Genomic DNA, 20,458 nt, shown 5'->3' with positions numbered 1-20,458 from the left:
CTTGTTCGGTTTTGCCGGACAACAATGGCGGGATGCTGAACCCGTGGCGCCTGCGGCTGCTGAGCCGGCTCGACACTCTGGGCACGGTCCGCGCGGTCGCGCAGGACGCCAACCTGAGCGCGTCGAGCGTGTCGCAGCAGCTGGCCGTGCTCGAAGCGGAAACCCGCACCCAGCTGCTGGAACGCACCGGCCGCCGGGTCCGGCTGACGCCCGCGGGGCTGATGCTGGCGCGGCGGGCGCGGGCGATCCTCGACCACATGGACACGGTCGAGGCGGAGCTGCGCAGCCTCGGCGAAGAGCCGGTCGGCCTGGTGCGGCTCGGCGCGTTCCAGAGCGCGATCCACACGCTGGCGGTGCCGGCGGTGACCCGGCTCGCGGCCGCGTACCCGCACCTGGACGTCCAGCTGCTGGAGCTGGAACCCCACGAGAGCATCCCGGCCCTGCGCGGCGGCGACGCCGACGTGATCATCACGACGACCGACTTCGTCGAGCTGCCGCTGGGCCCCGACCTCGACATCGTCCCGCTGGCGACGGACCCGATCGTGCTGGTTTCGTCCGGCGACGCCCCGCGGGGTCCGGCGGTGCTGTCGGCCTACGCGGACGCGCCGTGGGCGCTGGACATGCCGCAGTCGTACATGGCGAACCTGACGCTGCGGCTGTGCCGCGAATCGGGGTTCGAGCCGCGGGTGGTGTGCCGGTTCAGCAACTACCTGATGACGCTGCAGCACGTCGAGGCCGGGCTGTCGATCGCGCTGCTCCCGGGCCTGGCGGTCGACCGGCGGTACCACGTGGCGACGCGCGAGCTGGCCACCCCGGTGAGCCGCACGATCGCGGCGGTCGTGCGGCGGGGGACACCGCTGCGCGCGGGGGTGAACGTCGTCCTCGACGCCCTGCGGCAGCCGCCGGACCTCCCGGCCTTGACGGAGTGGGCGGGGACGCCCTAGTCCTTGCGTCCCTTCTTCCCGTTCTTCTGCGGGGCCGTCCCGTCCGGCGGCGTCTCTTGCCCGGGATCGTCGTCGGGTTTCTCGGGCTCGTTCGGCTCGTCGCCCTCGCTGGGGGTCTCGGACGCCGCTGATCCGGCCTCCGATTTCCCGCCGCGTTCGGACAGCTTCTGCTTGATCGCCGCGGCGAGCGCGACCCCGGTGGCGACGAGCGAGCCGATCGGTTCGGCCATGGAGCCGGGGGCTTCCGGCGCGACCGGGTCGATGCGCTCGTGCTGCTGCCCGGTGACGGTGTGCGTCTCGTCGTGCTTCTCGGTGACCGCTTCCGCGCCTTCGCCCAGGCTCGTCAAGGTCTCACCCAGGTCACCGGCGTCTTCCGCGGACTTCTTGGCCGCGGTCTCTTCGGGCTCGATGTCGTCGGCCCGTTCGGTCTTGCGCTCTTCGCCGGTCTCCTCGCGGGGGCCCTCGGGGGTGTCGTCCGCTTCGGGCTGAGGTTGTTCCGAGACGGTCCAGCCGTCTGTTTCGTCGTACGACGCCGCGTGGTCGCCTTCGGGGGAGAAGGCCTGCTGCCACGCGCCGCCGGTGGTGTCGCCGGCTTCGTGCTCGCGCGGGGTGGCCGGAGCGTCGCCCCGGTCCTTTTGCTGGAGCTCCATCCGCCCGTTTTCGCGGTCCCAGACGGCTTCGTAGTTGCGGGGATCGCTGTCCGGATCCTGGTTCGCGACTTCGCGGGAGCCGGGGTCTCGTTCGGCGACTTCGCGGGAGCTGGGGTCCTGCTCGGCCACCTCGCGGGGGCTGGTGTCCTGCTGGGCGACTTCGCGGGAGCTGGTGTCCCGTGGGGCCACCTCACGGCTCGGTTCCCGCGATTCGTCCGGCCCGGCCGATGTCTGCTCGACGGTCATGACCGGCTGTTCGGTCCGCGACTCGGTCCGCGATGCGGTGCCGGAGGAGCCCGACGGGCCGTCCCACATCGGGCCGGGCAGGGTGAGCTCCCGCTCGCGCTCGAAATCGTCGGGGTTGTTCGGACCTTCCTCCGCCTGATCCGGCCGGGTCTCTTCGGAAGGATCCGGATCGTCCCCGGGATCGGCGGGATCATCCGACGCAGCATCTTCTTCGGGACGGTCGGTGTCCTCTTCGCGGCGCTCAGCGTCTTCGGTGGCTGTGTCGTCTTCGGGCTGGTCGGCTGCCGTGTCTTCCTCGCGACGCTCGGTGTCGTCGGCGCCTTCGGCGGCCGCGTCGTCTTCGCGTCGCTCAGCGTCTTCGGCCTCTTCGGCGGCCGCGTCGTCTTCGGCTTGATCGGCTTCGTCGGCTGCGGTGTCGTCTTCGCGTCGCTCAGCGTCTTCGGCGCCTTCGGCTGCTGTGTCGTCTTCGGCCTGCTCAGCGTCTTCGGTGGCTGTGTCGTCTTCGGCCTGGTCGGCTTCGTCGGTGGCCGTGTCGTCTTCGGGTGGGTCGGCTTCGTCGGTGGCTGTGTCGTCTTCGGCCTGGTCGGCTTCGTCGGTGGCCGTGTCGTCTTCGGGTGGGTCGGCTTCGTCGGTGGCTGTGTCGTCTTCGGCCTGGTCGGCTTCGTCGGTGGCCGTGTCGTCTTCGGGTGGGTCGGCTTCGTCGGTGGCTGTGTCGTCTTCGGCCTGCTCGGCCTCTTCGGTAGCCGTGTCGTCTTCGGCCTGGTCGGTAGCTGCGTCGTCTTCGGGTGGGTCGGTCTCGTCGGCGGCCGTGTCGTCTTCGGGCTGGTCAGCCTCGTCGGCCGCCGTGTCGTCTTCGGGGCGCTCGGCCTCTTCGGTGGCTCCGTCGTCCTCAGGCCGATCGGGGTCCTCGGGTGCGTCGTCCGCCGGGTCCTCGGGCTCTTCGGCCCGGTCGTCTTCGGGGCGATCCGGCTCGTCGTCCGGGGTGTCTTCGGCCGGGTCCGGCTCGTCGTCCGGTGGGTCGTCGGCGGCCTCGTCCGCGCCCTCTTCGGCCGGTTCGGGCTCGTCGTCCGGGGCGTCGTCGGGCACTTCCGAGGTGTTCGGAGCGTCCTCGCCCGAGTCGGGAGCCTCCGACGAGTCCGGTTCGTCCTCCACCGGGCCGTCCGGGCGGTCCCCGCCCGTGTCCGCCGGCTCCGGCGGTGGCTCGGGGGCCTCCGACCCACTGTCGCTGGTCTCGCTCATCGCTCAGCTTTCGGTCTTCAGGCGGAGCACCCGGTCCGCCCGGAAGGAAAGGTTCAGGAACTTCGCCGCCGCCGTGAGGCGGGCGGCTTCCGTCTTCGCGTTGCTCAGCCGGGCCAATGCCGTCAGGACCAAGGTCGGCGCCACCGTGCCCAGGACCGTCGGATCGTCGTCCTGCCACTGCTCCGGACGACGGCGCAGCGCGGCCAGCTGCTCCGCCCGGGTCGCGCCCTCGAGCGTCAGACCCCGCGCCGCCCAGGAGGCCGTCGACGGGTGCGGGCCGGTGTCCGGTTCGTCCGCCTTCAACGCCTGCTGGACGTCGAACCAGCGGTACCGGCCGGCCTGCCAGCGGTACTCCGTGCCGTCGCAACCGGACGGCGCGCCCGCCAGCGTCCGCTGGGCGCTCGACACCAGGTGCTCGACGAACTCGTCCGCCGCGTTGTACACCGTGATGCCCGTGTACCGGGCGTCCACCGCCGTCTGGATGCGGTGCGCCACCGCGCATTCCAGCGTGCGCGCGTCGTAACGCGCGTGCAGCGAAGCGATCCAGTCCGGGGAGGGATCCGGAGCACGACGGCCCGTGATGTGCGCGACCGTCAGCAACTCGAGCCAGAGCACCAGCCGCGGGTCCTCGTCCGCGCGGTACACGGCCGTGCCCAGCTCGCGCAGCGAACACGGCCGCTCCGCACACAACTGTCCACAAGCGACACTGCGCCGCGAAGCCAGGACCGGTGTCTTCGACACCAGCGAAGCGTCCTCAGTGGACTCGCCGAGCGGCATGGCCAGGCGCAGGGGGCGGTCCATGCCGTCGGTGAACACCGCCGCGCGGCCCGGTGGCAGCGTGACCACGTGGCGGGACTGGGCTTCGCTCAGGTTCATCGTCGCGCCGACCGCGAGCCGGTCGTCCTCCGCCGGGAGCCGGTGGAGGATCTTGCACGCCGTGTTCTTCACGACGTCCGGGACGATCTTGCCCGGGATCTGCTCCGCGACGACGATCCCTTCGCCGTACGCCCGGATCTCCGCCAGCAGCGACGTGAACAGCTCGACGGCGTGCTCGGTCGGGCTGCCCGGCTCCGCCCGCTTGAGCAGCCGGTGCGCCTCCTCCAGCACGAGCACGTGCTTGAGGCCGGAACCGCCGGTGACGTGGTGGACGCGCAGGTGCTCGAACAGCCGGATCAGCACGGCGCCGATGAAGAACGCCTTGTCCATGTCCGAGCCGATGTCCTCGATCTCCAGCACGACGTTGCCGCGCAGCAGCGCCGCGACGTCCAGCGGGTGGCCGCCTTCGAAGAAGCGGCCCGGGGTGCCGAGCCGCAGGGAGCCGATGCGGACGTCGACGAAGCCGCGGACGTTGTCGGCGACCTCCTTGCCGTAGCCGATGCCCTTGACCACCTCGATCGCCGTGGTCTGCAGGTCGCCGAGGCTCGGGTACTTCACCGGCCCGACGCGCCCGCGCACCTCGCCGGTCACCGGGTCCCAGCCCCGCTCGGTGTAGCAGCGGGTCAGCGCCTGCGCGAGCACCTGCGGGAACGGCTCGTCGGCGTCGAACGCGGCCATGAACAGCGCGCGCGTCAGGTCGAGGTGCGTCTGCAGCGGGAAGCCCGCCGCCGGCTCCAGGGGGTTCAGCCCGGCCGGGTACGCGTCGGGGTCACCCGGCCGGATCACCGTGACCCCGCCGGACGGGCCGAGCCGGCCCGCCATCGCCGCGTACTCGGCCTTCGCCGGTTCGATGACCAGCCACGGGACGCCCGCGCCGTGCAGGCCCTCCAGCAGGTGGCGGACGGTCTGCGACTTGCCCGAGCCGGTGGCGCCCGCGACGAACGTGTGCCGGTTGAGCGTGTCGAGCGCGACGCGGAACTCGCCGACCGGCTGGTCGGCGTCGTCGAGGACGGCGCCGAGCGGGATCTCGCCGGTGTTCTCCGGGGTGACGTCGAACAGCGGCGGCTCGGTCATCCGGATGCCCGGCAGTTCGCGCCGCGGCGGGCGCGCGACCGCGGCGACGAACTCGCCGGTCGCCGAGAACGGCGAGGTCAGCGTGCCGGAGGCCGGCTTGTCCCACACCGTTTCGAAGGAGCCGCAGTCGGTGCCGGGCGTCAGCACGTACGGCAGCGCGTCGAGGTCGCTGGCGCTGCAGAGCAACGCGGCCGCCGCGCGGGTGCCCGGCTCGTCCGGGCCGCCGACCAGGACGTGCACCGTCCACAGCCCCGCGGACTGCGCCCGGGACAGCTCCCGGTACCGGCCCTCCGCCCGCAGCAGCGCGATCCGGTCCGGCTCGGAGTTCTCCCGCTGCCGCAGCCGCGGGATCGTCGTCTCGAGGCCGAGGAGCTCCCGCTCGACGGCGTCGGCGCTCAGCGGCTCCGCGACGACGAGCCAGACGAACTCGCCGGGCAGGTGGGCGACGTAGTCGTCGAAGCCGCCGCGCCCCGGCGGGTTCCCGTCGGCCTGCGGTGTCCACAGTGGATCGGGACCGCCCGCGCAGCGCGTCCACGCGGGCAGGGCCGCCCAGCGGTCCGCGAGCTCCGCCGAGGACACGGGGGAGCCGAGCGCGCCGGGCGGGTAGAGGATCGGCACCGGCCCGTCGCCCGGCCGCGCGACCGGGGAGTGCGGCCGCCCGCCGACCAGCACGCGCAGGGGCCGCGCCCCGCCCGGGCGTTCCCAGGCGACGGCGAACGCCGCGTCCGGGCCGCGGTAGCGCAGGTCGGCGTGGGCCGCGGTCAGCGCCGCGAACAGCTGCGCCGGGGCGCGGCCGCCGGTTTCGTCGGGCCGGTCGGCCCCCGTGGCCAGGTCGTCACCGCGGGGCACGGACAGCAGGCGGTGGAAGCCGAAGCCGTCGAGGACGGACATCAGCGGGGCAGCGCGTCGCGGGCGACCCGGTCGAGCAGGACGATGCCGGGGTTGCAGTCACCCATGACCACGCGACGCCCGCCCGGGCCGGCCTCGACCAGCACGAACGCCGTCGGCGCGAGGGACTGCAGCGCGGTCGGCTCCACCTGGAACTCGTACACGCGCGCCATGGTCTGGCCTTCGCTGCGCGACGCGGCTTCGGACTGGTTGACCGTGTCCTGCCAGTTCTGCTCGCGCGACGTCGTGGTGCTGGAGGTCCGGCTCGACGTCGAGCCGGACGACCACGAGCCGCCGCTGCCCCCGCTGCCGCTGTTGAAACTGCTGGTGCTGCCGAAGCTGTAGCCCTTGCTGCGCGACGAGCCGACGGAACCGCCTTCGCTGGACGACGTGCCGTGCGTGAACGTCTTGCCCATCTCTTCGGTCAGCTGCGAGAGCACGAACTTGAAGCCGCGGCCGATGAACTCCGCCGCGGCCGCCGCCTCGTCGGCGTTGCCCAGCTGCATCAGCAGGCTGACGCTGCCCGCGCCGCCGAGCAGCTTCCGCAGGTCGTCCCGCAGGTGCCGGAGCAGGAAGACCAGCCGGACCCCCGACCGCCGGGCCTGCTGGGCCATCGCCTCGAGGGCTTCGAGCCCGATCTGGTCGGCGCCGGCGACGATCAGCACCTCCCGGCCCGTCGTGTCGCGCGAGTGCAACTCCTGCAGCGCGCGGTGGAACACGACGTGGTCGAGGAACCGCTTGTGCCTGCCGATCTTGGTCCGGGTCGCGACGACGGACAGGCCGCGCGCCGGCCAGCTCGCGCGGAACCCGGTCGGGGCGGCTTCGGTGTGCTCGGCCCTGGCCAGCCCGCGGATCTCGCCTTCGAGGGCGATCAGCTCGTTGCGGACCTGCTCGGTGTTGCCGACGGTGTCGACGTAGGAGTTGAGCTTCCGCAGCTCGTCCGCCGACAGCGTTTCGTCGGAGCCCGCGTCGTAGACCCGGCGCAGCACCTGCAGCCCGGCGACCAGCTTCGTGAAGGTGACCGGCCCGGTCAGTCGTTCGGCGACCGTGGTGAGCAGGTCCGCGTGCAGGCCGCGCAGGTCGGCGCCCATCGCGGTCCGGTTCAGGTTGTGCATCGCCTCGGCGAGCACCTCGGCCAGCTCGTGCGCGTCGAGGTCGGCGAGCAGGCCGAACGCGCCGAGGTCGCGGGGCAGCTCGTGCACCGCGACTTCGTAGCCCTTGCCGGCCGCGGCGGTCACCAGGTCGTCGCCGAGGGCCATGTCCGTCAGGTCCAGCAGCATGATCGACGCGCCGCCGGCCAGCTGGGCCGTGCCGCTGGTGGTGAGCAGGCTCGCCCAGCCGTCCTCGGTCCCGCCGAAGACGTCGACCCGGTTCGGCCGCGACGACAGCTTGACCGGCTGCCAGAGCATCGCGGAGTTCACCCGGTTGCGCTCCCGCCGGTCGTGCTCGGCGACGCGCTGTTCCCAGGCGAAGTGCGCGTGCTTGTACGTCTCGAGCGCGTGGTCGTACTGCGTCTTGTACGTCCGCTTCATGACGGTGAACCGCCGCCGCGTCCGGAAGAAGTGGATGAGGGCGAGCAGCACGCCGATGGCGAGCACGACGGTCGTGGTCACCTCGGCGACCGCCGGGATCTTCGAGGAGACGGTCTCGGCCATGCTCCCGACCATCACCACCAGCACGAAGGTGAGCGCGAGCCAGCCGAGCAGGCCCAGCCAGGCGCGCTTGCTGCGCTTCTCGCGCAGCTGGTAGTCGTACGGCGCGTACACCTGCTCGGCGACCGGCGGGTGCGCGGCCTCCGGGCTCACCGTGACCGGCGCCGGCGGGGTGAACTCCCACCCCCAGTTTTCCCGCGCGCCGAACAGCCGCTCCCACATTTCGGTCGTGCCGCCGACCGCAACGTCCCGCCCCTGCACTGGCCCCTCCGGAGTCCGCCGTTCGCCCGGTTGCCGGATGATTGTGCCTGAAGGGGGCCTGGGAAGTGACAGAGTTCCCCCGATCGTCCACATTCGGACAGTGACCGGGAGATGACAGGCGTCAGACTTCGGTCTTCTCCTTGACCGGCAGCCGCGGGCTGGTGCCCCACGCGAGTTCGGTGACGGCGCGGACGGCGGCCGGCACGGCGGCCTCGACCTCCGGCGACAGCCCGATGCCGCCGCCGACGTGCGCCGGTTCGCAGCAGACGAGCAGCACCCGGCCGGCGTCGCCGCCGAGCAGCCGCAGCAGGCGGAACACCGCGTCGCGCGGCATACCGTGCGCGTCGATCGACGGCGCCGCGGCCAGGTCCTCGGTGTCCGCCTCGACGAGGGTGAGCGTGCCGGGCGGCCTGCCGTGCGGGGTCGCGTCGAGCAGGATCGTCGTGTCGTAGCCGCCCAGGAGGTCGTAGGCGAGGTGCGTGCCGGCGATGCCGTAGTCCGCGATCTGCACCCACGGCGGCAGATCGGCCTGCTCCAGCTCCTGGATCACTTCGACGCCGAAGCCGTCATCGCCGAGGAAGATGTTGCCGATACCCGCGACCAGGACTCGTGGCCTCATTGCGCGACCTCCAGGGATGCGCTCTCAGGCTAGAACTGTGAAGTGGATCACACAATAGGTCAGTGCTGGTGCTCGCGCTCGTCCTGGGCGTTTTCCGCGCGGGCGAGCCACAGCTCGGCCTCGTGGGCGGCGCCCCGCGACCGCAGCATGCGCGCCAGGCTGAGCATGCCCTGGACGTCTCCCGTCTCGGCGGCCCGGCGGAACCACTGCTCGGCCCCGGCGAAGTCCTCGCGGTGCTCGGCGAGGTGACCCAGGTTGGTGAGCGCGGGGACGCTGCCGTGCTCGGCGGCCTTGCGGTACCAGGCGGCGGCTTCGCCCTCGTCGCCGCGGTTGCGGGCCAGCACGCCGAGGTTGGTCATCGCGGCCGGGTCGCCGCGCTCGGCGGCGTCGAGGTACCAGCTCTCGGCCTCTTCGACGTCGCCACGGCGGTGCAGCAGCAGCCCGAGGCGCACGATCGCCTCGGCGTGGCCGCCGCTCGCGCCCTGGCGGTACCAGGACTCGGCGTCGCCCGGCCGGCCGAGGCGTTCGGCCTGCCTGCCGAGCTGGCAGGTGGCCGCGAGGTCGCCCGCCTGCGCCGCGGCCCGCCACCAGCGGGAGGCCTCCGCGGCCTGGCCGCGGTCGCGGAGCACGATGCCGAGGTCGATCATCGCGCCGGTGACCCCGGCGTCGGCGGCCTGCCGCAGCCACGACTCGGCCTCTTCGCCCTTGCCCTGCTCCCGGAGCAGGCGCCCGAGCGCCGCGATCGAGGGCAGGTCGCCGGTGCGGGCCGCCTCGCCGTACCAGTGCTGGGCGTCTTCGCGCTTGCCGCGCCGCTCGTACGACCGGGCGAGGTTCAGCATTCCGTGCGGCTCGCCGGCCAGCGCCGCTTCGTGGTACCAGCGCTCGGCCTCGTCGTGCGCGCCGCGGTCGGCGAGCAGGCGCGCCAAGGACGTCATCGAGAGGCGGTCGCCGCCGTTGGCGGCCTTGCGGAACCACGACTCGGCTTCGGCGAGCTCGCCGCGCTCTCGCATCGCCGATCCCATCCTGGCCATGGCGACGACGTTGCCGCCCTCGGCGGCTTTGCGCTGGAAGAACTCGTCGAACTTCTTGAGCCGACCGGGCATCGGCTGCTCCCTCCGGATGGTTCCTGCTCCGGTAGTCGCAGTTGATCGGCTTGATGTGACAGCTGCGTCTTGGGTGGGCGAGGTCACATTCGCGCCAGCGCGTCGTGTCGGCGCGGTTTTCCCGCCCCGGCAGAGTGAGACTACGCCGCGCCCACGCGCAGGTGAGAGGAGAAATCTTGGCGGCCCGCGGTTTTCGGCTCAGCGTCACCCACCGCATCCTGCTGGTAGTCGCCGTCCTGGCGGTCGCCCTCTTCGGCTACTGGGTGACGAGCAGAGGCGCGGGTGCGACCCCGCCGTCGACCTCGGCCTCGCCGACGGCCGCCGTCCCGGTCAGCGCGGCCGACGCGCAGAAGCAGCTCGACGAGCTCGCCATCGCCGCGCGGACCTCCATGGACGGCTATTCCCGCGAGAAGTTCCCGCACTGGGACAGCCAGGGGTCCGGCTGCGACACCCGCGAGGTCGTCCTCAAGCGCGACGGCCAGGACGTCAAGACCGACAAGGACTGCAAGGCGACGTCCGGGACGTGGACGAGCATCTACGACGGCGAGACGTGGACCAAGGCGACCGACCTCGACATCGACCACATGGTCCCGCTCGGGCAGGCCTGGGCGAGCGGCGCGAAGACGTGGACGACTGAGAAGCGCGAGCAGTTCGCCAACGACCTGACCCGGCCGCAGCTGTTCGCCGTCACCGACAACGTCAACCAGCAGAAGAGCGACAAGGCGCCGGACCAGTGGAAGCCGCCGCTCGTGGCGTTCTGGTGCACGTACGCGACCGACTGGATCATCGTCAAGCACTACTACGGCCTCACCGTCACGCAGGGGGAGAAAACGGCCTTGACGGACATGCTCCGCCGCTGCTGAGCTGCCGCCATGACGACATTCGCGCTGATCCACGGCGGCGGCGGCAGCGGCTGGGACTTCCACCTGCTCGAGCGGGAGCTGGCCGCCCGCGGCCACGACGCGATCGCGCCGGACCTGCCGATCACCGACCCGTCCGCCGGGTTGGCGGAGTTCACCGAAACGGTCCTGGCCGAGCTGGGTGAGCGCACGGACGTCGCCGTCGTCGGCCATTCGTACGGCGGGTTCACCGCGTCGCTGGTCGCGGCGAAGCTGCCGGCGCGGCTGCTGGTGTACCTGGCGGGGATGATCCCGGCGCCCGGTGAGGCGCCGGGGCAGTGGTGGGGCAACACCGGCTTCTCCTCGCCCGCCGGGCTGAGCGAAACCGAGCAGTTCTTCAACGGCGTCTCGCCCGAGCTGGCGGAGGAGTGTCAGGCCCACGGGCGCGAGCAGGCGAGCAAGGAGTGGGACGAGCCGTGGCCGCTGGCGGCCCACCCGGACGTCCCGACCCGCGTCCTCCTCTGCCGCGACGACCGGTTCTTCGTCCCGGACTTCCAGCGCAAGGTGGCTCGTGACCGGCTGGGCATCGAGCCGGACGAGATCGACGGCCCGCACTGCGTCACGTTGAGCCATCCGGCTCAGCTCGCCGACCGCCTGGTGAGCTACCTGTAGCGGCGGCTACGCCGTCCGGGCCCTAAAGGTCTAGACCTATTGACGCGTTGGTCCAGGCCATTTACCTTTTGGCCAGCGGTGAACCCGCACCTCCCCACCTGCGTCACCTCCACCCCGGTCCCCGCCATGGAGGTTTCCCGTCATGCGCTTCGCCAGGGTCCTCGCGCTGGCGGCCTTCGCCGCCGGCAGCCTGCTCGTCGCTCCCTCAGCGTCCGCGGCCGCCCTGCCCACCTGCCAGCACTTCTACTCCGGGCCGATCCCGGACCGGCCGGTCACCGGCGGCCAGGGACCCGGGACGCTCGTCGGCGCCGTCGACGTCTCCGGCCGTCTGCCCGCGCCCGGCTCGGTCAGCGGCGGGCTCGGCGCCGACGGCAAGGTCACCTTCACCTTCGCCCGGGTCTCCGGCGCGAAGGCGTACCGCGCGTTCCGCAACGGCCAAGCCCTGCAGTGGATCAGCGACTGGGGCCAGCCGACGCTCACGGTGACCGACGCGAGCCCCTGCCAGAACGCGAACTACCAGCTCTACGCGATGACGGCCGAGGACAACTCGCCGGGCTCGCTCGGCCAGATCTCGACCGCCTACCGCCTCGACGGCGCGAACCACCTGGCGGCCTACCGCGTCCCGGCGGGCACCACGCTGCACTACCGCGTCACGGCCTACAACGACGTCGCCCAGACCGCGCTGGGTTACAGCGCGGGCCCGGGCTACTGCGCGGTCGACGCCCGGATCATCCCGTGGGGCACCAGGTTCTCGGTCCCGGGCTACGGCGAGTGCTACGCCGCGGACATCGGCAGCTGGATCAAGGACGACATCGTCGACGTCTGGCTACCCGGCTCCCAGGCCGACGCGTGGGGCATCCAGGGGCTGACGCTGACGGTGCGCTAGCGCGTCACCAGCGGTCGAGGTGCACCACCTCGTCCAGCGGCTGCCGCGCCGCCGGCTTGAACGTCTCGCCCGTGTAGAACGCCGTCGGGATCAGGGCCGCCTGGTGGACGTTCTTCGGCAGCCCCAGGACCTCCGCCGCCTCCTGCTCGTACTTCAGGTGCAGCGTCGTCCACGCCGTGCCCAGCGTCACCGAGCGCGCCGCCAGCATGTAGCTCCACACCGCCGGCAGCAGCGAGGCCCACAGCCCCGCCTGGTTGCCCGGCGGCAGCTCGGCGGACGGCGTCTCGAGGCACGGCACCACCAGCACCGGGACGTCCCCCATCCGGTCGGCCAGGTACGCGACGCTGTCGCCGACCCGCTGTTGCACCTGCGCCCGCGAAGGGTCGTCCGCGAACAGCTTGCCCGCCGCCCCCGGGGACGCCAGGTACTCGTGGCACGCCCGGCTGTAGATCGCCCCGAGCGCGGCCCGCTGGTCCGCGTCCGTGACGACCAGCCACTGCCACCGCTGCGTGTTCGAGCCGCTCGGCGCCTGCAGCGCGACCTGGAGGCAGTGCTTCACCAGGTCGAGCGGCACGTGCCGGTCCAGGTCGAGCCGCTTGCGGACGGTCCTGGTGGTCGTCAGGAGCTCTTCGGGCGTCATCATCGGCCCATCATGCCGGGCTCACCAGCGATCGTGCACCAGCGGCCGGATCAGCTCGTCGTACGTCTCGCGGACCGCCGCCAGCGCCTCCGGGGACAACGGCGGGAGCGCGGCCGCGGCGGTGTTCGCCTCGGCCTGCCCGGCGTTGCGCGCGCCCGGGATCACGGTGCTCACGCCCGGCTGGTCGATGATCCACCGCAAGGCGAACTGCGCGAGCGTCCGGCCGGCCGGGACGACCCCGCGCAGCCGCTCGACGGCCTCCAGCCCGACCTCGTACGGGACGCCGGAGAACGTCTCGCCGACGTCGAAGGCTTCGCCGTGGCGGTTGTAGTTGCGGTGGTCGTTCTCGGCGAACGTCGTGTTCGCCGTGTAGCGGCCGGACAGCAGGCCCGACGCCAGCGGCACCCGCGCGATGATCCCGGCGCCCGCCTCCGCGGCCGCGGGCAGCACGCGCTCCAGCGGCTTGAGCCGCAGGCAGTTCAGGATGATCTGCACCGAAGCGACGTTCGGCCGCGCCAACGCCGTCAGCGCCTCTTCGCAGGTCTCGACGCTCACGCCGTACGCCTTGATCCGGCCTTCGGCGACCATCTCGTCGAGGGCGTCGTACACCGCGTCGGAGGAGTACACCGGCGTCGGCGGGCAGTGCAGCTGGACCAGGTCGAGCGTGTCCACGCCGAGGTTGCGGCGCGACCGGTCGTTCCACTCGCGGAAGTTCGCGGCGACGTAGTTCTCCGGCACCTGCTCGACCCGGCGGCCCATCTTGGTGGCCACGAAGACGTCGCCGCGTTCGGCCAGGAACCGGCCGACGAGCCGCTCGCTGCGGCCGTCGCCGTAGACGTCCGCGGTGTCGAAGAAGGTGACGCCGGCGTCGGCGGCGGCGTTGAGCACGGCCAGTGCGTCGTTCTCGTCGACCTCGCCCCAGTCCGCCCCGAGCTGCCAGCAGCCGAGCCCGACGACGGACACCTCGCGGCCCAGGCGGGCGATCTTCCGGTTCTCCATGCCGCGATCCAAGCACACGCCCCGGCCTATGATCGGCCGTCATGGCCATGACATCGGGTCCGGACGGGCTCGGGACCCGGATGCGGCACGTCCTCGAGGTCCTCGAGGGCGACGTCGCGCAGTTCCTCGCCGACATCGGCCTCGGCGACTACCGCCCGCGGTACTCGGGAGTGGTGCGGGCGCTGCTCGCGCGCGGCCCGCTGGCCATCCGCGACCTCGCCGCGGAGATGGGCGTGACGCACTCGGCGGCCAGCCAGACCGTCGCGCAGATGAACCGGGCCGGGCTCGTCGCGCTCGAACCGGGCGCCGACGCCCGGCAGCGGATCGTGTCGCTCACCGCGAAGACGCGTGACCTGCTGCCGCTGATCGAGGCGGAGTGGACGGCGACGACCGAGGCGTCGGAGGCGCTGGAAGCCGAGCTGCCGTACCCGTTGCGCGGGGTGCTGGACGCGATCGCCGAGGCGCTGGAGCGCAAGCCGTTCCGGCAGCGGATCGCCGAGACCGAGGCCGCGCGGGAGCTGCTGGAACCCTGATCAGGCGCCGGGGATGCGGAAGACGGCCCAGACGAACTTGCCACCGGGGCAGCGTTCGAAACCCCAGTCCAGCGACAGTGCCTGCACCAGGACGAGCCCGCGGCTGCGGGCTTCGGCGGGCGAAGGCGCCCGCAGTTCGGGCAGCATCCGCCCGGTGTCGTAGACCCGCAGCGTCAGCCGTCCGTCGGCGTACTCGAACTCGAGCCGCTGAGGACGCTCGCCGTGCTCGAAGGCGTTCGTCACCAGCTCCGACGTCGCCAGCATGACGTCGTCCAGCTGGCGCTCGTGCAGGCCGAGGCCCACCAGCGCCGAGCCGACCTCGTGCCGGGCCAGGGCCGGGGCCGTGACGTCGGCCGGGAGGAACACCCTGCGGGACGCGGCTGTCGCAGCCGTCCGCTGCGGCATCCTCGACGTCGTCATCCGGCCCCCTCCCAGTGAGTTCGGTACCGTCCGCGAAGTACCCATGCGGGTGAGCAGCTAATCAGGTGCCGTCGGCCAGCTCGGATTCGTCCAGGCCCGAACGCAGTTTCTTCAGCGTCGCGGCCAGCAACCGCGACACCTGCATCTGGGAGACCCCGACGCGGCGCGCGATGTCCGACTGGCTCATCCCCGAACCGAACCGCAGCGCGACGATCTTGCGCTCCCGGTCCGGCAGGCTCTCCAGCATCGGGCGCAGCGCCTCCCGCAGTTCGGCCTGGCCCAGCTCGGCGTCCGGCGCCCCGAACCGGGTGTGCGCCGCGTTCTCCAGCAGGTGGTCGAGCGACGCGCCGTAGCGGCCCTGACCGGCGCGAAGTCCTTCGTAGACGTCTTCGATGGGCACGCCGAGCCGGGCGGCGATCTCACTCGGCCGTGGCGCGCGCGACAGCTGCACAGTGAGCTCTTCGCGCGCGGCGGAGATGTTCGCGTTCAGCTCCTTGAGCCGCCGCGGCACCCGCACCGACCAGCTGTTGTCCCGGAAGTGGTGGCGCAGTTCGCCGGAGATGGTCGGCACGGCGAACGCCAGGAAGTCCGTTCCCTGCTCGGGGTCGAACCGGTCGACGGCGTGGATCAGCCCGACCGTGGCGATCTGGACCAGGTCCTCCATCGCCTCGTCGCGGTTGCGGAACTTCCGGGCCAGGTTGCGCGCCAGTTCCAGGTGCGCGCGCACGAGGGTGTCCCGGATGCGCTCGCGCTCCGGGGAGTTCGCCGGCAGCGCGGCGAGTTGGGCGAACAGCGCGCCGACGTCCAGGTCGTCCCCGCTGTTCCCGGCGGGGTCGGTCACGAGCCCGCCGCCTGGCTCTCCCGGACGAGGTCGACCCGGGACAGGTAGCGCCCGTTCTCCGGGGTCACGGTGCGCTGCGCCGACGTCGCGAGCGCGGTCAGCAGCTGCCACGACAGACCGGCGTCGTCCTCGTGGTCGGGGGTGTCCGCGAGCACTGAGACGGAGACCTCGATGCGCGGCCCGCTCCAGGAGAAGACGCAGGTCAGGCGGCCGTCCGAGCTGGCGGGGAGCAGCAGCGAGCAGGCTTCGTCCACCGCCATCCGCAGGTCCTCGACCGCGTCGAGGTCGAAGTCCTGGCGCATCGCGATGTCGGCCACGATGGTCCGCAGGGTGGGCACGACGTGCGGGATCGCAGCCGTCCGCACCTCGATGACCTGCGCGCCTTCCGGGACGAGCGGGGCGTTGTCCTCCACGTTTGTTCCTTTCTCCGGCTCGCGCTCCAGATGTCTGGCGGTGTCCTCCGACGCCCGGTCAGCGAGATGCCCGTGGGGTGAGCAAACCAAACCCGGGTTTGATCCGCTCCACCGGCGGGCATGTAGCGGTCGACGTGCTGATCCTGGGAAAGGCAGGGACGACATGGCTGACGTGAGCCGGCTGCCCAACGTGGTTGCTGAAGAGTGGGAATGGCAGCTGCGCGGTTCGTGCCGGGGTGCGGACAGCAGCCTTTTCTTCCACACGGACAACGAGCGGGGTTCCGCGCGCGAGCGGCGGGAGGCGCGGGCGAAGGCGATCTGCCAGGCCTGCCCGGTGCTGGCGCAGTGCCGCCAGCACGCGATGACCGTGCAGGAGCCGTACGGCATCTGGGGTGGCCTCGGGGAGATCGAACGGCGGCAGCTGTTCCTGCGGCAGCGCCGGGCCGCGCGGAAGGCCATGAGTGCGCACTGACCAGGCAGGATTTGATCGCAAGTGAGCAGTTGGCGCGAAAGGGCGGCGGCCGTGGCGGGCTCGGCCGCATCCTGGGTTAGGGTTGGCCCCGGAGTTGCCTTGACCGTGTCCGGCGCAAGCTATGGAAGGCACGGTGACACGGTTGCCGCTTGAGACAACAGGCGCGTACCCGGCGCAGGAGCAGCGCCTGACGAGGAGAAACTGCATGCCCGCAGCCGACCAGAACGCCACCCCGCCCGGGTTCGGCATCACGCTGGACACCGACGCGACGGAGCCCCGGGTGGTGGTCACCGGCGAGCTCGACCTGCTGACCAGCCCGCAGCTGCAAGAGGCCCTGGCGGGGCTGATCGCGGACAAGCGCGCGCAGCGGGTCGTGGCCGATCTGACCGGGGTGACCTTCTTCGATTCCTCCGCGCTGAACGTGGTGCTCCGCGCACAACGCCAGGCCGGCGAGCAGGAAGTCGAACTCGAGGTCGTGCCGAGTCCCGCGGTGAGCCGCGTGATCGAGCTCACCGGCGTGGCCGAACACCTGAGCGTGTCGGAGGACCCCCAAGCCTGACCGCCCACTAGGTTTTTGCGGAATTGAGGCTTATTCCGGCCAGTCCGCCTCGCACGAGGACCGCGGATCACCGCGGAAGCCATGCGGCGGGCGACGGCTGGACGAGCCTCACCGGTTCCGCAGAACCCTGGGGGCGGCACGATGATGGGGCGGACGCATGCCCTGACCGGCTGGTGCGCGGGCTTGGCCCTGGCGCCCGCGGTCGGGGCGGGTTCGGTGCACCAGGCCGTGGTCTTCGCGGCCACGACAGCGGGGTTCGCCCTCCTGCCCGACCTGGACCACCCCGGAGCGAGCGCGTCCCGCCTCCTCGGCTGGCTGACCGGGGCACTGTCCTGGGTGCTGCGCCGCGTTTCGGCGGCGTTCTACGCGCTGACGAAGGGCCCGCGCGACGAGAAGGTCACGGGCAAGCACCGCCACCTTTCCCACACGGTCCTGTTCGCGGCCGGCCTGGGCGTGCTGGCGTCGTGGGGCACCACCGAAGGCGGTCCGTGGGCCGTGGTCGGCGTGGTGATCTTCGGCCTGATGCTGGCCGAAGGCGCCCTGGGCGACTGGCTGCTCCCGGTGAGCGGCGCGGCGGTGGCGTGGTGGTTCTTCACGGCGCCGCCCGACCGGGCGGGCGAGCTGGCCTCGATCTCCGGCTGGCTGGGCATCGCGGTGGCGGCGGGGTGTCTGACCCACTGCCTGGGTGACGCGCTCACGGAGTCGGGGTGCCCGTTCCTGTTCCCGATCCCGATCGCCGGCGAGACCTGGTACGAGATCCGGCCGCCCCGCGTGCTGCGGTTCAAGACGGGCAAGAAGGTCGAGAAGCGGCTGATCTTCCCGGTGTTCGCGCTGGCGGGGGTGTTGCTGGTCCCGGGGGTGTGGGGCTACACGGTGAGCACCTTCGAGCGGCTGTTCATCCCGCCGACGAGCCAGCAGGCGACGACTCCCTGAACTGCCGCATCCGCTCGGCCGCCGCGGCGGTGTCCGCGTAGTCGCGGGTGTGGACGATCCGGCCGTCGCGGATCGTCATCACCATCACGTACGACGAGACGAAGCTCGTGCCGTGCATCTCCTGGTGCAGGTCGAACTCCGCCACCAGCACCGCCGGGTCGGCGGTCGCGTGGACCACCACCTTGTCCGCTCGCACGATCCGGCGGACCGCGCCGGCCGCGTGGAACCGGCGGCGCAGCTCCTCGCGGCCACGGGTCACGTGGGGTGCTCCGGGTGGCGTGAACGGCATCTCCAGCGTCACGTCCGGGGCGTACAGGTCCGCGAGGTCGTCCCAGCGGTTTTCCACCGAAGCTGCCAGGAACGCGTCGAACACCGCCCGTGCTCCCGCCGAGGCACCAGCCACGTTCGGGTAGTCGCGGTAGGACGTGATCAAGCCCTCGGCCACCGTCACGACTCCCACCGACGACGGGAACGTGAACGACGGCCCGGACACGGTCAGCTCCAGCACGAACCCCGTCTCCGTCAGCACGACCTCGACCCGCACCTCCTCCACCCCGATCGCGCGCGCCCGCGAGCCGCCCGCGGTGAGGGCTTCGACGATCGCGTCGCGGCCATCGATCCGCTGTCCGAGGAACGGCAGCTCGTAGACCGCGTCGGGCGCGAAGAGGTCCGCGAACGGCGAAGTGTCCAGGGTCGACATCCCCTGGCGGACCAGGGCGGCGATTTCGGGCACGGTGCGGGGCATCGGAATTCTCCTGGGAGACTGGACGTTGATTCGGAACGGTGAACCCGCTTACGACGATACGGAGCGTGCGTTCCGGTTGTCAACGAGGAGAACGTCATGGAGAAGATGCGCGCGGACGCGCGGCGCAACCGGGCCAAGGTCCTGGCCGCCGCCGAGGAGGCGTTCGCCGTCGATGGGCTGGCCGTGCCGCTCGACGACATCGCGCGGCTGGCCGGCGTCGGCGCCGGGACCGTCTACCGGCACTTCCCCAGCAAGGAAGCGCTCTTCCAGGCCGTCGTCCTCGAGCGCATCGAACAGTTCGCCGAAGAGGCCCGCGGGCTCGCCGCCGCCGAGGACCCGGGTGAAGTCTTCTTCGACTACTTCGTCCGCGTCATCAAGCAAGCCTCGCTCAACCGGGCCATCTGTGACGCGCTCGCCGAGTCGGGCGGGCACGCTTTCAAGGCCGGTGCGGGCGACGACTTCCGCGCCGCCCTCGCGACGCTGCTCGAGCGGGCCCAGGCCGCCGGGGCCGTCCGGGCGGACATCGACGGTGACGACCTGCGCGCGCTCATCGTCGGCTGCCTCGCCGTCGAGCGGTACTCGCCGGGGAGCCGGCACCTGGTCCGCGTCGTCGTCGACGGGCTGCGCGCGTCAGCCGGCGAGGACGATGTCGCGTAGCTGCGCCCGGCTGGCGATGCCGAGCTTCGGGAACAGCTTGTAGAGGTGGTAGCCGACGGTCCGCGGGCTGAGGAACAGCCGCGCGCCGATCTCGCGGTTGGACAGCCCGGCCGCGGCCAGCTCCGCCACCTGACGCTCCTGCGCCGTCAGCTGTCCGGAGGCCGGGGCGAACGATCCGGCCGCCCGCAGTTCACGCCTCGCCGTCGCGGCCCACTCGGCCGCGCCGAGGCTCTCGAACGTCTCCAGCGCCGCCCGCAGCTCGGCCCTCGCCTCGGTGACCCGGCGCTCGCGCCGCAGCCGCTGGCCCTGCCGGAGGCGGCCGCGCGCCCGCTCGAAAGGACTGTCCAGGACGGGGACCGAGGTCCGCCCGCCGGAAAGCGCTTCCGCGCGGTCCGCCTCGGCCGCGGCGAAGACGTCTTCGTGCCCGAGCGAGGTGAGCCGTTCCGCCGCCGGGTCGTACTCGCCGCGGGAGAGGTGCAGCGCGCCCAGTGCCCACCGGGCCTGCGCCGCGGCCAGCGCGTTGTCCTGCGCGGGCGCGTCCCGCAGCACGAGCCCGGCGTACGAGCGGCACGCGCCGGCGTCGCCGCGCAGGGCGGCGAGCCGCGCCAGCACCGCGCGGGCGTCGGCCAACGTCACGCGCTGCCCTTGGTCGGCCGCGATCGCGACGGCCTCCTCGGCGTGCGCCTGGGCGTCGTCCCAGCGGCCCAGGTCCAGTTCCAGCTCGGCCAGCCACGGCAGCAGGACCGCGTACAGCGCCAGGATTCCGTTGACGCGCAGCCGTTCCGCCGCGACCAGCCCGAACTCCCGCGTCGCGTGCCGGTGCGGGCCGCGGCGGCTGATCGCCATGGTGACGAGCCAGCGGTGCGCGTGCCGCTCGGTGAGCGAGTCCGGGACGGTGTCGAGGATCTGCCACGGGTCCGGCGCCTCGCCGTCCGCCACGAGCAGCTCGGCCAGGACGTGGAAACCGGGTTCGCAGTCCAGCGCGCCGATCCGCCGGGCCAGCGCGCGGACGTCGTCCCAGCGGTCGCGGTGGTGCGCCGCGTCGATGGCCAGGAACAGCAGCCGGGCGGCCTGACCGGGCTCGACGTGCCGGGCCACCGACGTCAGGTGGTCCTGTGCCGCGGCCAGGTTCCCGCTGTACAGCTCGATCAGCCCGCGCAACCGCCCGGCCAGCGGGCGGGCGACGGGCTCCGGCACCGCCGAAGCCATGGTCGCGAGGAACTCGCGGGCCCCCGCCGGATCGCCGCCCTTCCACGCGGCGTGGGCGGCCTCGGCGAGCTCGTGCGCGTCCATGCCC

General features: G+C 72.3%; 21 protein-coding genes. 9 read left to right on the top strand and 12 right to left on the bottom strand.

The genetic code is table 11. The features are described 5' to 3' along the window. The first annotated feature begins 32 nt into the window (after positions 1 to 32). Positions 33 to 944, top strand: coding sequence for a LysR family transcriptional regulator (locus tag ACH54P_RS27915; protein ID WP_489906305.1), 912 nt, complete (start codon positions 33 to 35; stop codon positions 942 to 944). Here ACH54P_RS27915 and ACH54P_RS27910 read toward each other — a convergent pair. The 5 genes from ACH54P_RS27910 to ACH54P_RS27890 form a co-directional block, all read right to left on the bottom strand. Then, the gene (locus tag ACH54P_RS27910; RefSeq protein WP_489906304.1) at positions 941 to 3,079 is read right to left on the bottom strand and encodes a hypothetical protein; all 2,139 of its coding nucleotides are present in this window, start codon (positions 3,077 to 3,079) and stop codon (positions 941 to 943) included. The genes ACH54P_RS27915 and ACH54P_RS27910 overlap by 4 nt on opposite strands. 3 nt (positions 3,080 to 3,082) lie before the next feature. Then, positions 3,083 to 5,920 carry an ATP-binding protein gene (locus ACH54P_RS27905; RefSeq protein ID WP_489906303.1) on the bottom strand — a complete coding sequence of 946 codons (2,838 nt, stop codon included), beginning with the start codon at positions 5,918 to 5,920 and terminating at the stop codon, positions 3,083 to 3,085. Further along, on the bottom strand, positions 5,920 to 7,830 hold the full coding sequence (locus ACH54P_RS27900; RefSeq protein WP_489906302.1) for an STAS domain-containing protein: 1,911 nt from the start codon (positions 7,828 to 7,830) through the stop codon (positions 5,920 to 5,922). Before ACH54P_RS27900 ends, ACH54P_RS27905 begins: the two co-directional genes overlap by 1 nt. A 121-nt stretch (positions 7,831 to 7,951) precedes the next feature. Then, on the bottom strand, positions 7,952 to 8,449 hold the full coding sequence (locus tag ACH54P_RS27895; RefSeq protein WP_489906301.1) for a hydrogenase maturation protease: 498 nt from the start codon (positions 8,447 to 8,449) through the stop codon (positions 7,952 to 7,954). A 59-nt stretch (positions 8,450 to 8,508) separates the two neighbouring features. After that, a complete protein-coding gene (locus tag ACH54P_RS27890) occupies positions 8,509 to 9,552 on the bottom strand; it encodes an SEL1-like repeat protein (RefSeq protein ID WP_489906300.1) in 1,044 nt (347 codons plus the stop codon). A gap of 176 nt (positions 9,553 to 9,728) precedes the next feature. Between ACH54P_RS27890 and ACH54P_RS27885 the strand changes: the two genes are divergently transcribed. The 3 genes from ACH54P_RS27885 (at position 9,729) to ACH54P_RS27875 (ending at position 11,949) form a co-directional block, all read left to right on the top strand. Next, entirely contained in the window at positions 9,729 to 10,415 is a 687-nt protein-coding gene (locus ACH54P_RS27885; RefSeq protein ID WP_489906299.1) for an HNH endonuclease family protein, read from the top strand. Positions 10,416 to 10,424: 9 nt separating this feature from the next. Beyond that, positions 10,425 to 11,063 carry an alpha/beta fold hydrolase gene (locus ACH54P_RS27880; RefSeq protein ID WP_489906298.1) on the top strand — a complete coding sequence of 213 codons (639 nt, stop codon included), beginning with the start codon at positions 10,425 to 10,427 and terminating at the stop codon, positions 11,061 to 11,063. Between the two features lie 142 nt (positions 11,064 to 11,205). Next, positions 11,206 to 11,949: a 3D domain-containing protein gene (locus ACH54P_RS27875; protein ID WP_489906297.1), complete on the top strand. Its 744-nt coding sequence runs from the start codon at positions 11,206 to 11,208 to the stop codon at positions 11,947 to 11,949. Between the two features lie 4 nt (positions 11,950 to 11,953). Here ACH54P_RS27875 and ACH54P_RS27870 read toward each other — a convergent pair whose 3' ends face one another. Then, the gene (locus tag ACH54P_RS27870) at positions 11,954 to 12,592 is read right to left on the bottom strand and encodes a nitroreductase family protein (protein ID WP_489906296.1); all 639 of its coding nucleotides are present in this window, start codon (positions 12,590 to 12,592) and stop codon (positions 11,954 to 11,956) included. Positions 12,593 to 12,610: 18 nt separating this feature from the next. After that, entirely contained in the window at positions 12,611 to 13,588 is a 978-nt protein-coding gene (locus ACH54P_RS27865) for an aldo/keto reductase (RefSeq protein ID WP_489906295.1), read from the bottom strand. 41 nt (positions 13,589 to 13,629) lie between these two features. On the opposite strand from ACH54P_RS27865, the gene ACH54P_RS27860 reads away from it, so the two are divergent. Beyond that, positions 13,630 to 14,121, top strand: coding sequence for a MarR family winged helix-turn-helix transcriptional regulator (locus ACH54P_RS27860; protein ID WP_489906294.1), 492 nt, complete (start codon positions 13,630 to 13,632; stop codon positions 14,119 to 14,121). Here ACH54P_RS27860 and ACH54P_RS27855 read toward each other — a convergent pair whose 3' ends face one another. The 3 genes from ACH54P_RS27855 to ACH54P_RS27845 form a co-directional block, all read right to left on the bottom strand. Then, entirely contained in the window at positions 14,122 to 14,541 is a 420-nt protein-coding gene (locus ACH54P_RS27855; protein WP_489906293.1) for an ATP-binding protein, read from the bottom strand. A gap of 61 nt (positions 14,542 to 14,602) precedes the next feature. Then, the gene (locus ACH54P_RS27850) at positions 14,603 to 15,382 is read right to left on the bottom strand and encodes a SigB/SigF/SigG family RNA polymerase sigma factor (RefSeq protein WP_489906292.1); all 780 of its coding nucleotides are present in this window, start codon (positions 15,380 to 15,382) and stop codon (positions 14,603 to 14,605) included. Continuing rightward, positions 15,379 to 15,795 carry an anti-sigma factor gene (locus ACH54P_RS27845; RefSeq protein ID WP_489906291.1) on the bottom strand — a complete coding sequence of 139 codons (417 nt, stop codon included), beginning with the start codon at positions 15,793 to 15,795 and terminating at the stop codon, positions 15,379 to 15,381. Before ACH54P_RS27845 ends, ACH54P_RS27850 begins: the two co-directional genes overlap by 4 nt. Before the next feature lie 163 nt (positions 15,796 to 15,958). On the opposite strand from ACH54P_RS27845, the gene ACH54P_RS27840 reads away from it, so the two are divergent. The 3 genes from ACH54P_RS27840 to ACH54P_RS27830 all read left to right on the top strand — a co-directional run bounded on the left by ACH54P_RS27840 (position 15,959) and on the right by ACH54P_RS27830 (position 17,759). Next, on the top strand, positions 15,959 to 16,267 hold the full coding sequence (locus ACH54P_RS27840; RefSeq protein ID WP_489906290.1) for a WhiB family transcriptional regulator: 309 nt from the start codon (positions 15,959 to 15,961) through the stop codon (positions 16,265 to 16,267). 205 nt (positions 16,268 to 16,472) lie between these two features. Then, positions 16,473 to 16,826: an STAS domain-containing protein gene (locus ACH54P_RS27835; protein WP_086673555.1), complete on the top strand. Its 354-nt coding sequence runs from the start codon at positions 16,473 to 16,475 to the stop codon at positions 16,824 to 16,826. Positions 16,827 to 16,970: 144 nt separating this feature from the next. Then, positions 16,971 to 17,759 carry a metal-dependent hydrolase gene (locus ACH54P_RS27830; RefSeq protein WP_489906289.1) on the top strand — a complete coding sequence of 263 codons (789 nt, stop codon included), beginning with the start codon at positions 16,971 to 16,973 and terminating at the stop codon, positions 17,757 to 17,759. Here ACH54P_RS27830 and ACH54P_RS27825 read toward each other — a convergent pair. After that, complete coding sequence (locus ACH54P_RS27825; RefSeq protein WP_489906288.1) at positions 17,722 to 18,504, bottom strand: nuclear transport factor 2 family protein; 783 nt, start codon at positions 18,502 to 18,504, stop codon at positions 17,722 to 17,724. The genes ACH54P_RS27830 and ACH54P_RS27825 overlap by 38 nt on opposite strands. Positions 18,505 to 18,600: 96 nt before the next feature. On the opposite strand from ACH54P_RS27825, the gene ACH54P_RS27820 reads away from it, so the two are divergent. Beyond that, on the top strand, positions 18,601 to 19,161 hold the full coding sequence (locus ACH54P_RS27820) for a TetR/AcrR family transcriptional regulator (protein WP_489906287.1): 561 nt from the start codon (positions 18,601 to 18,603) through the stop codon (positions 19,159 to 19,161). On the opposite strand, the gene ACH54P_RS27815 is transcribed toward ACH54P_RS27820, so the two are convergent. After that, positions 19,135 to 20,454 carry a helix-turn-helix transcriptional regulator gene (locus ACH54P_RS27815; protein ID WP_489906286.1) on the bottom strand — a complete coding sequence of 440 codons (1,320 nt, stop codon included), beginning with the start codon at positions 20,452 to 20,454 and terminating at the stop codon, positions 19,135 to 19,137. The two genes, ACH54P_RS27820 and ACH54P_RS27815, sit on opposite strands and share 27 nt — an antisense overlap. Positions 20,455 to 20,458: the final 4 nt, after the last annotated feature.

This window comes from Amycolatopsis sp. N2S4-7 (assembly GCF_058119595.1).
The sequence above is the reverse complement of the archived record's forward strand: the minus strand, read 5'-3'. Positions and strand labels throughout refer to the sequence as shown.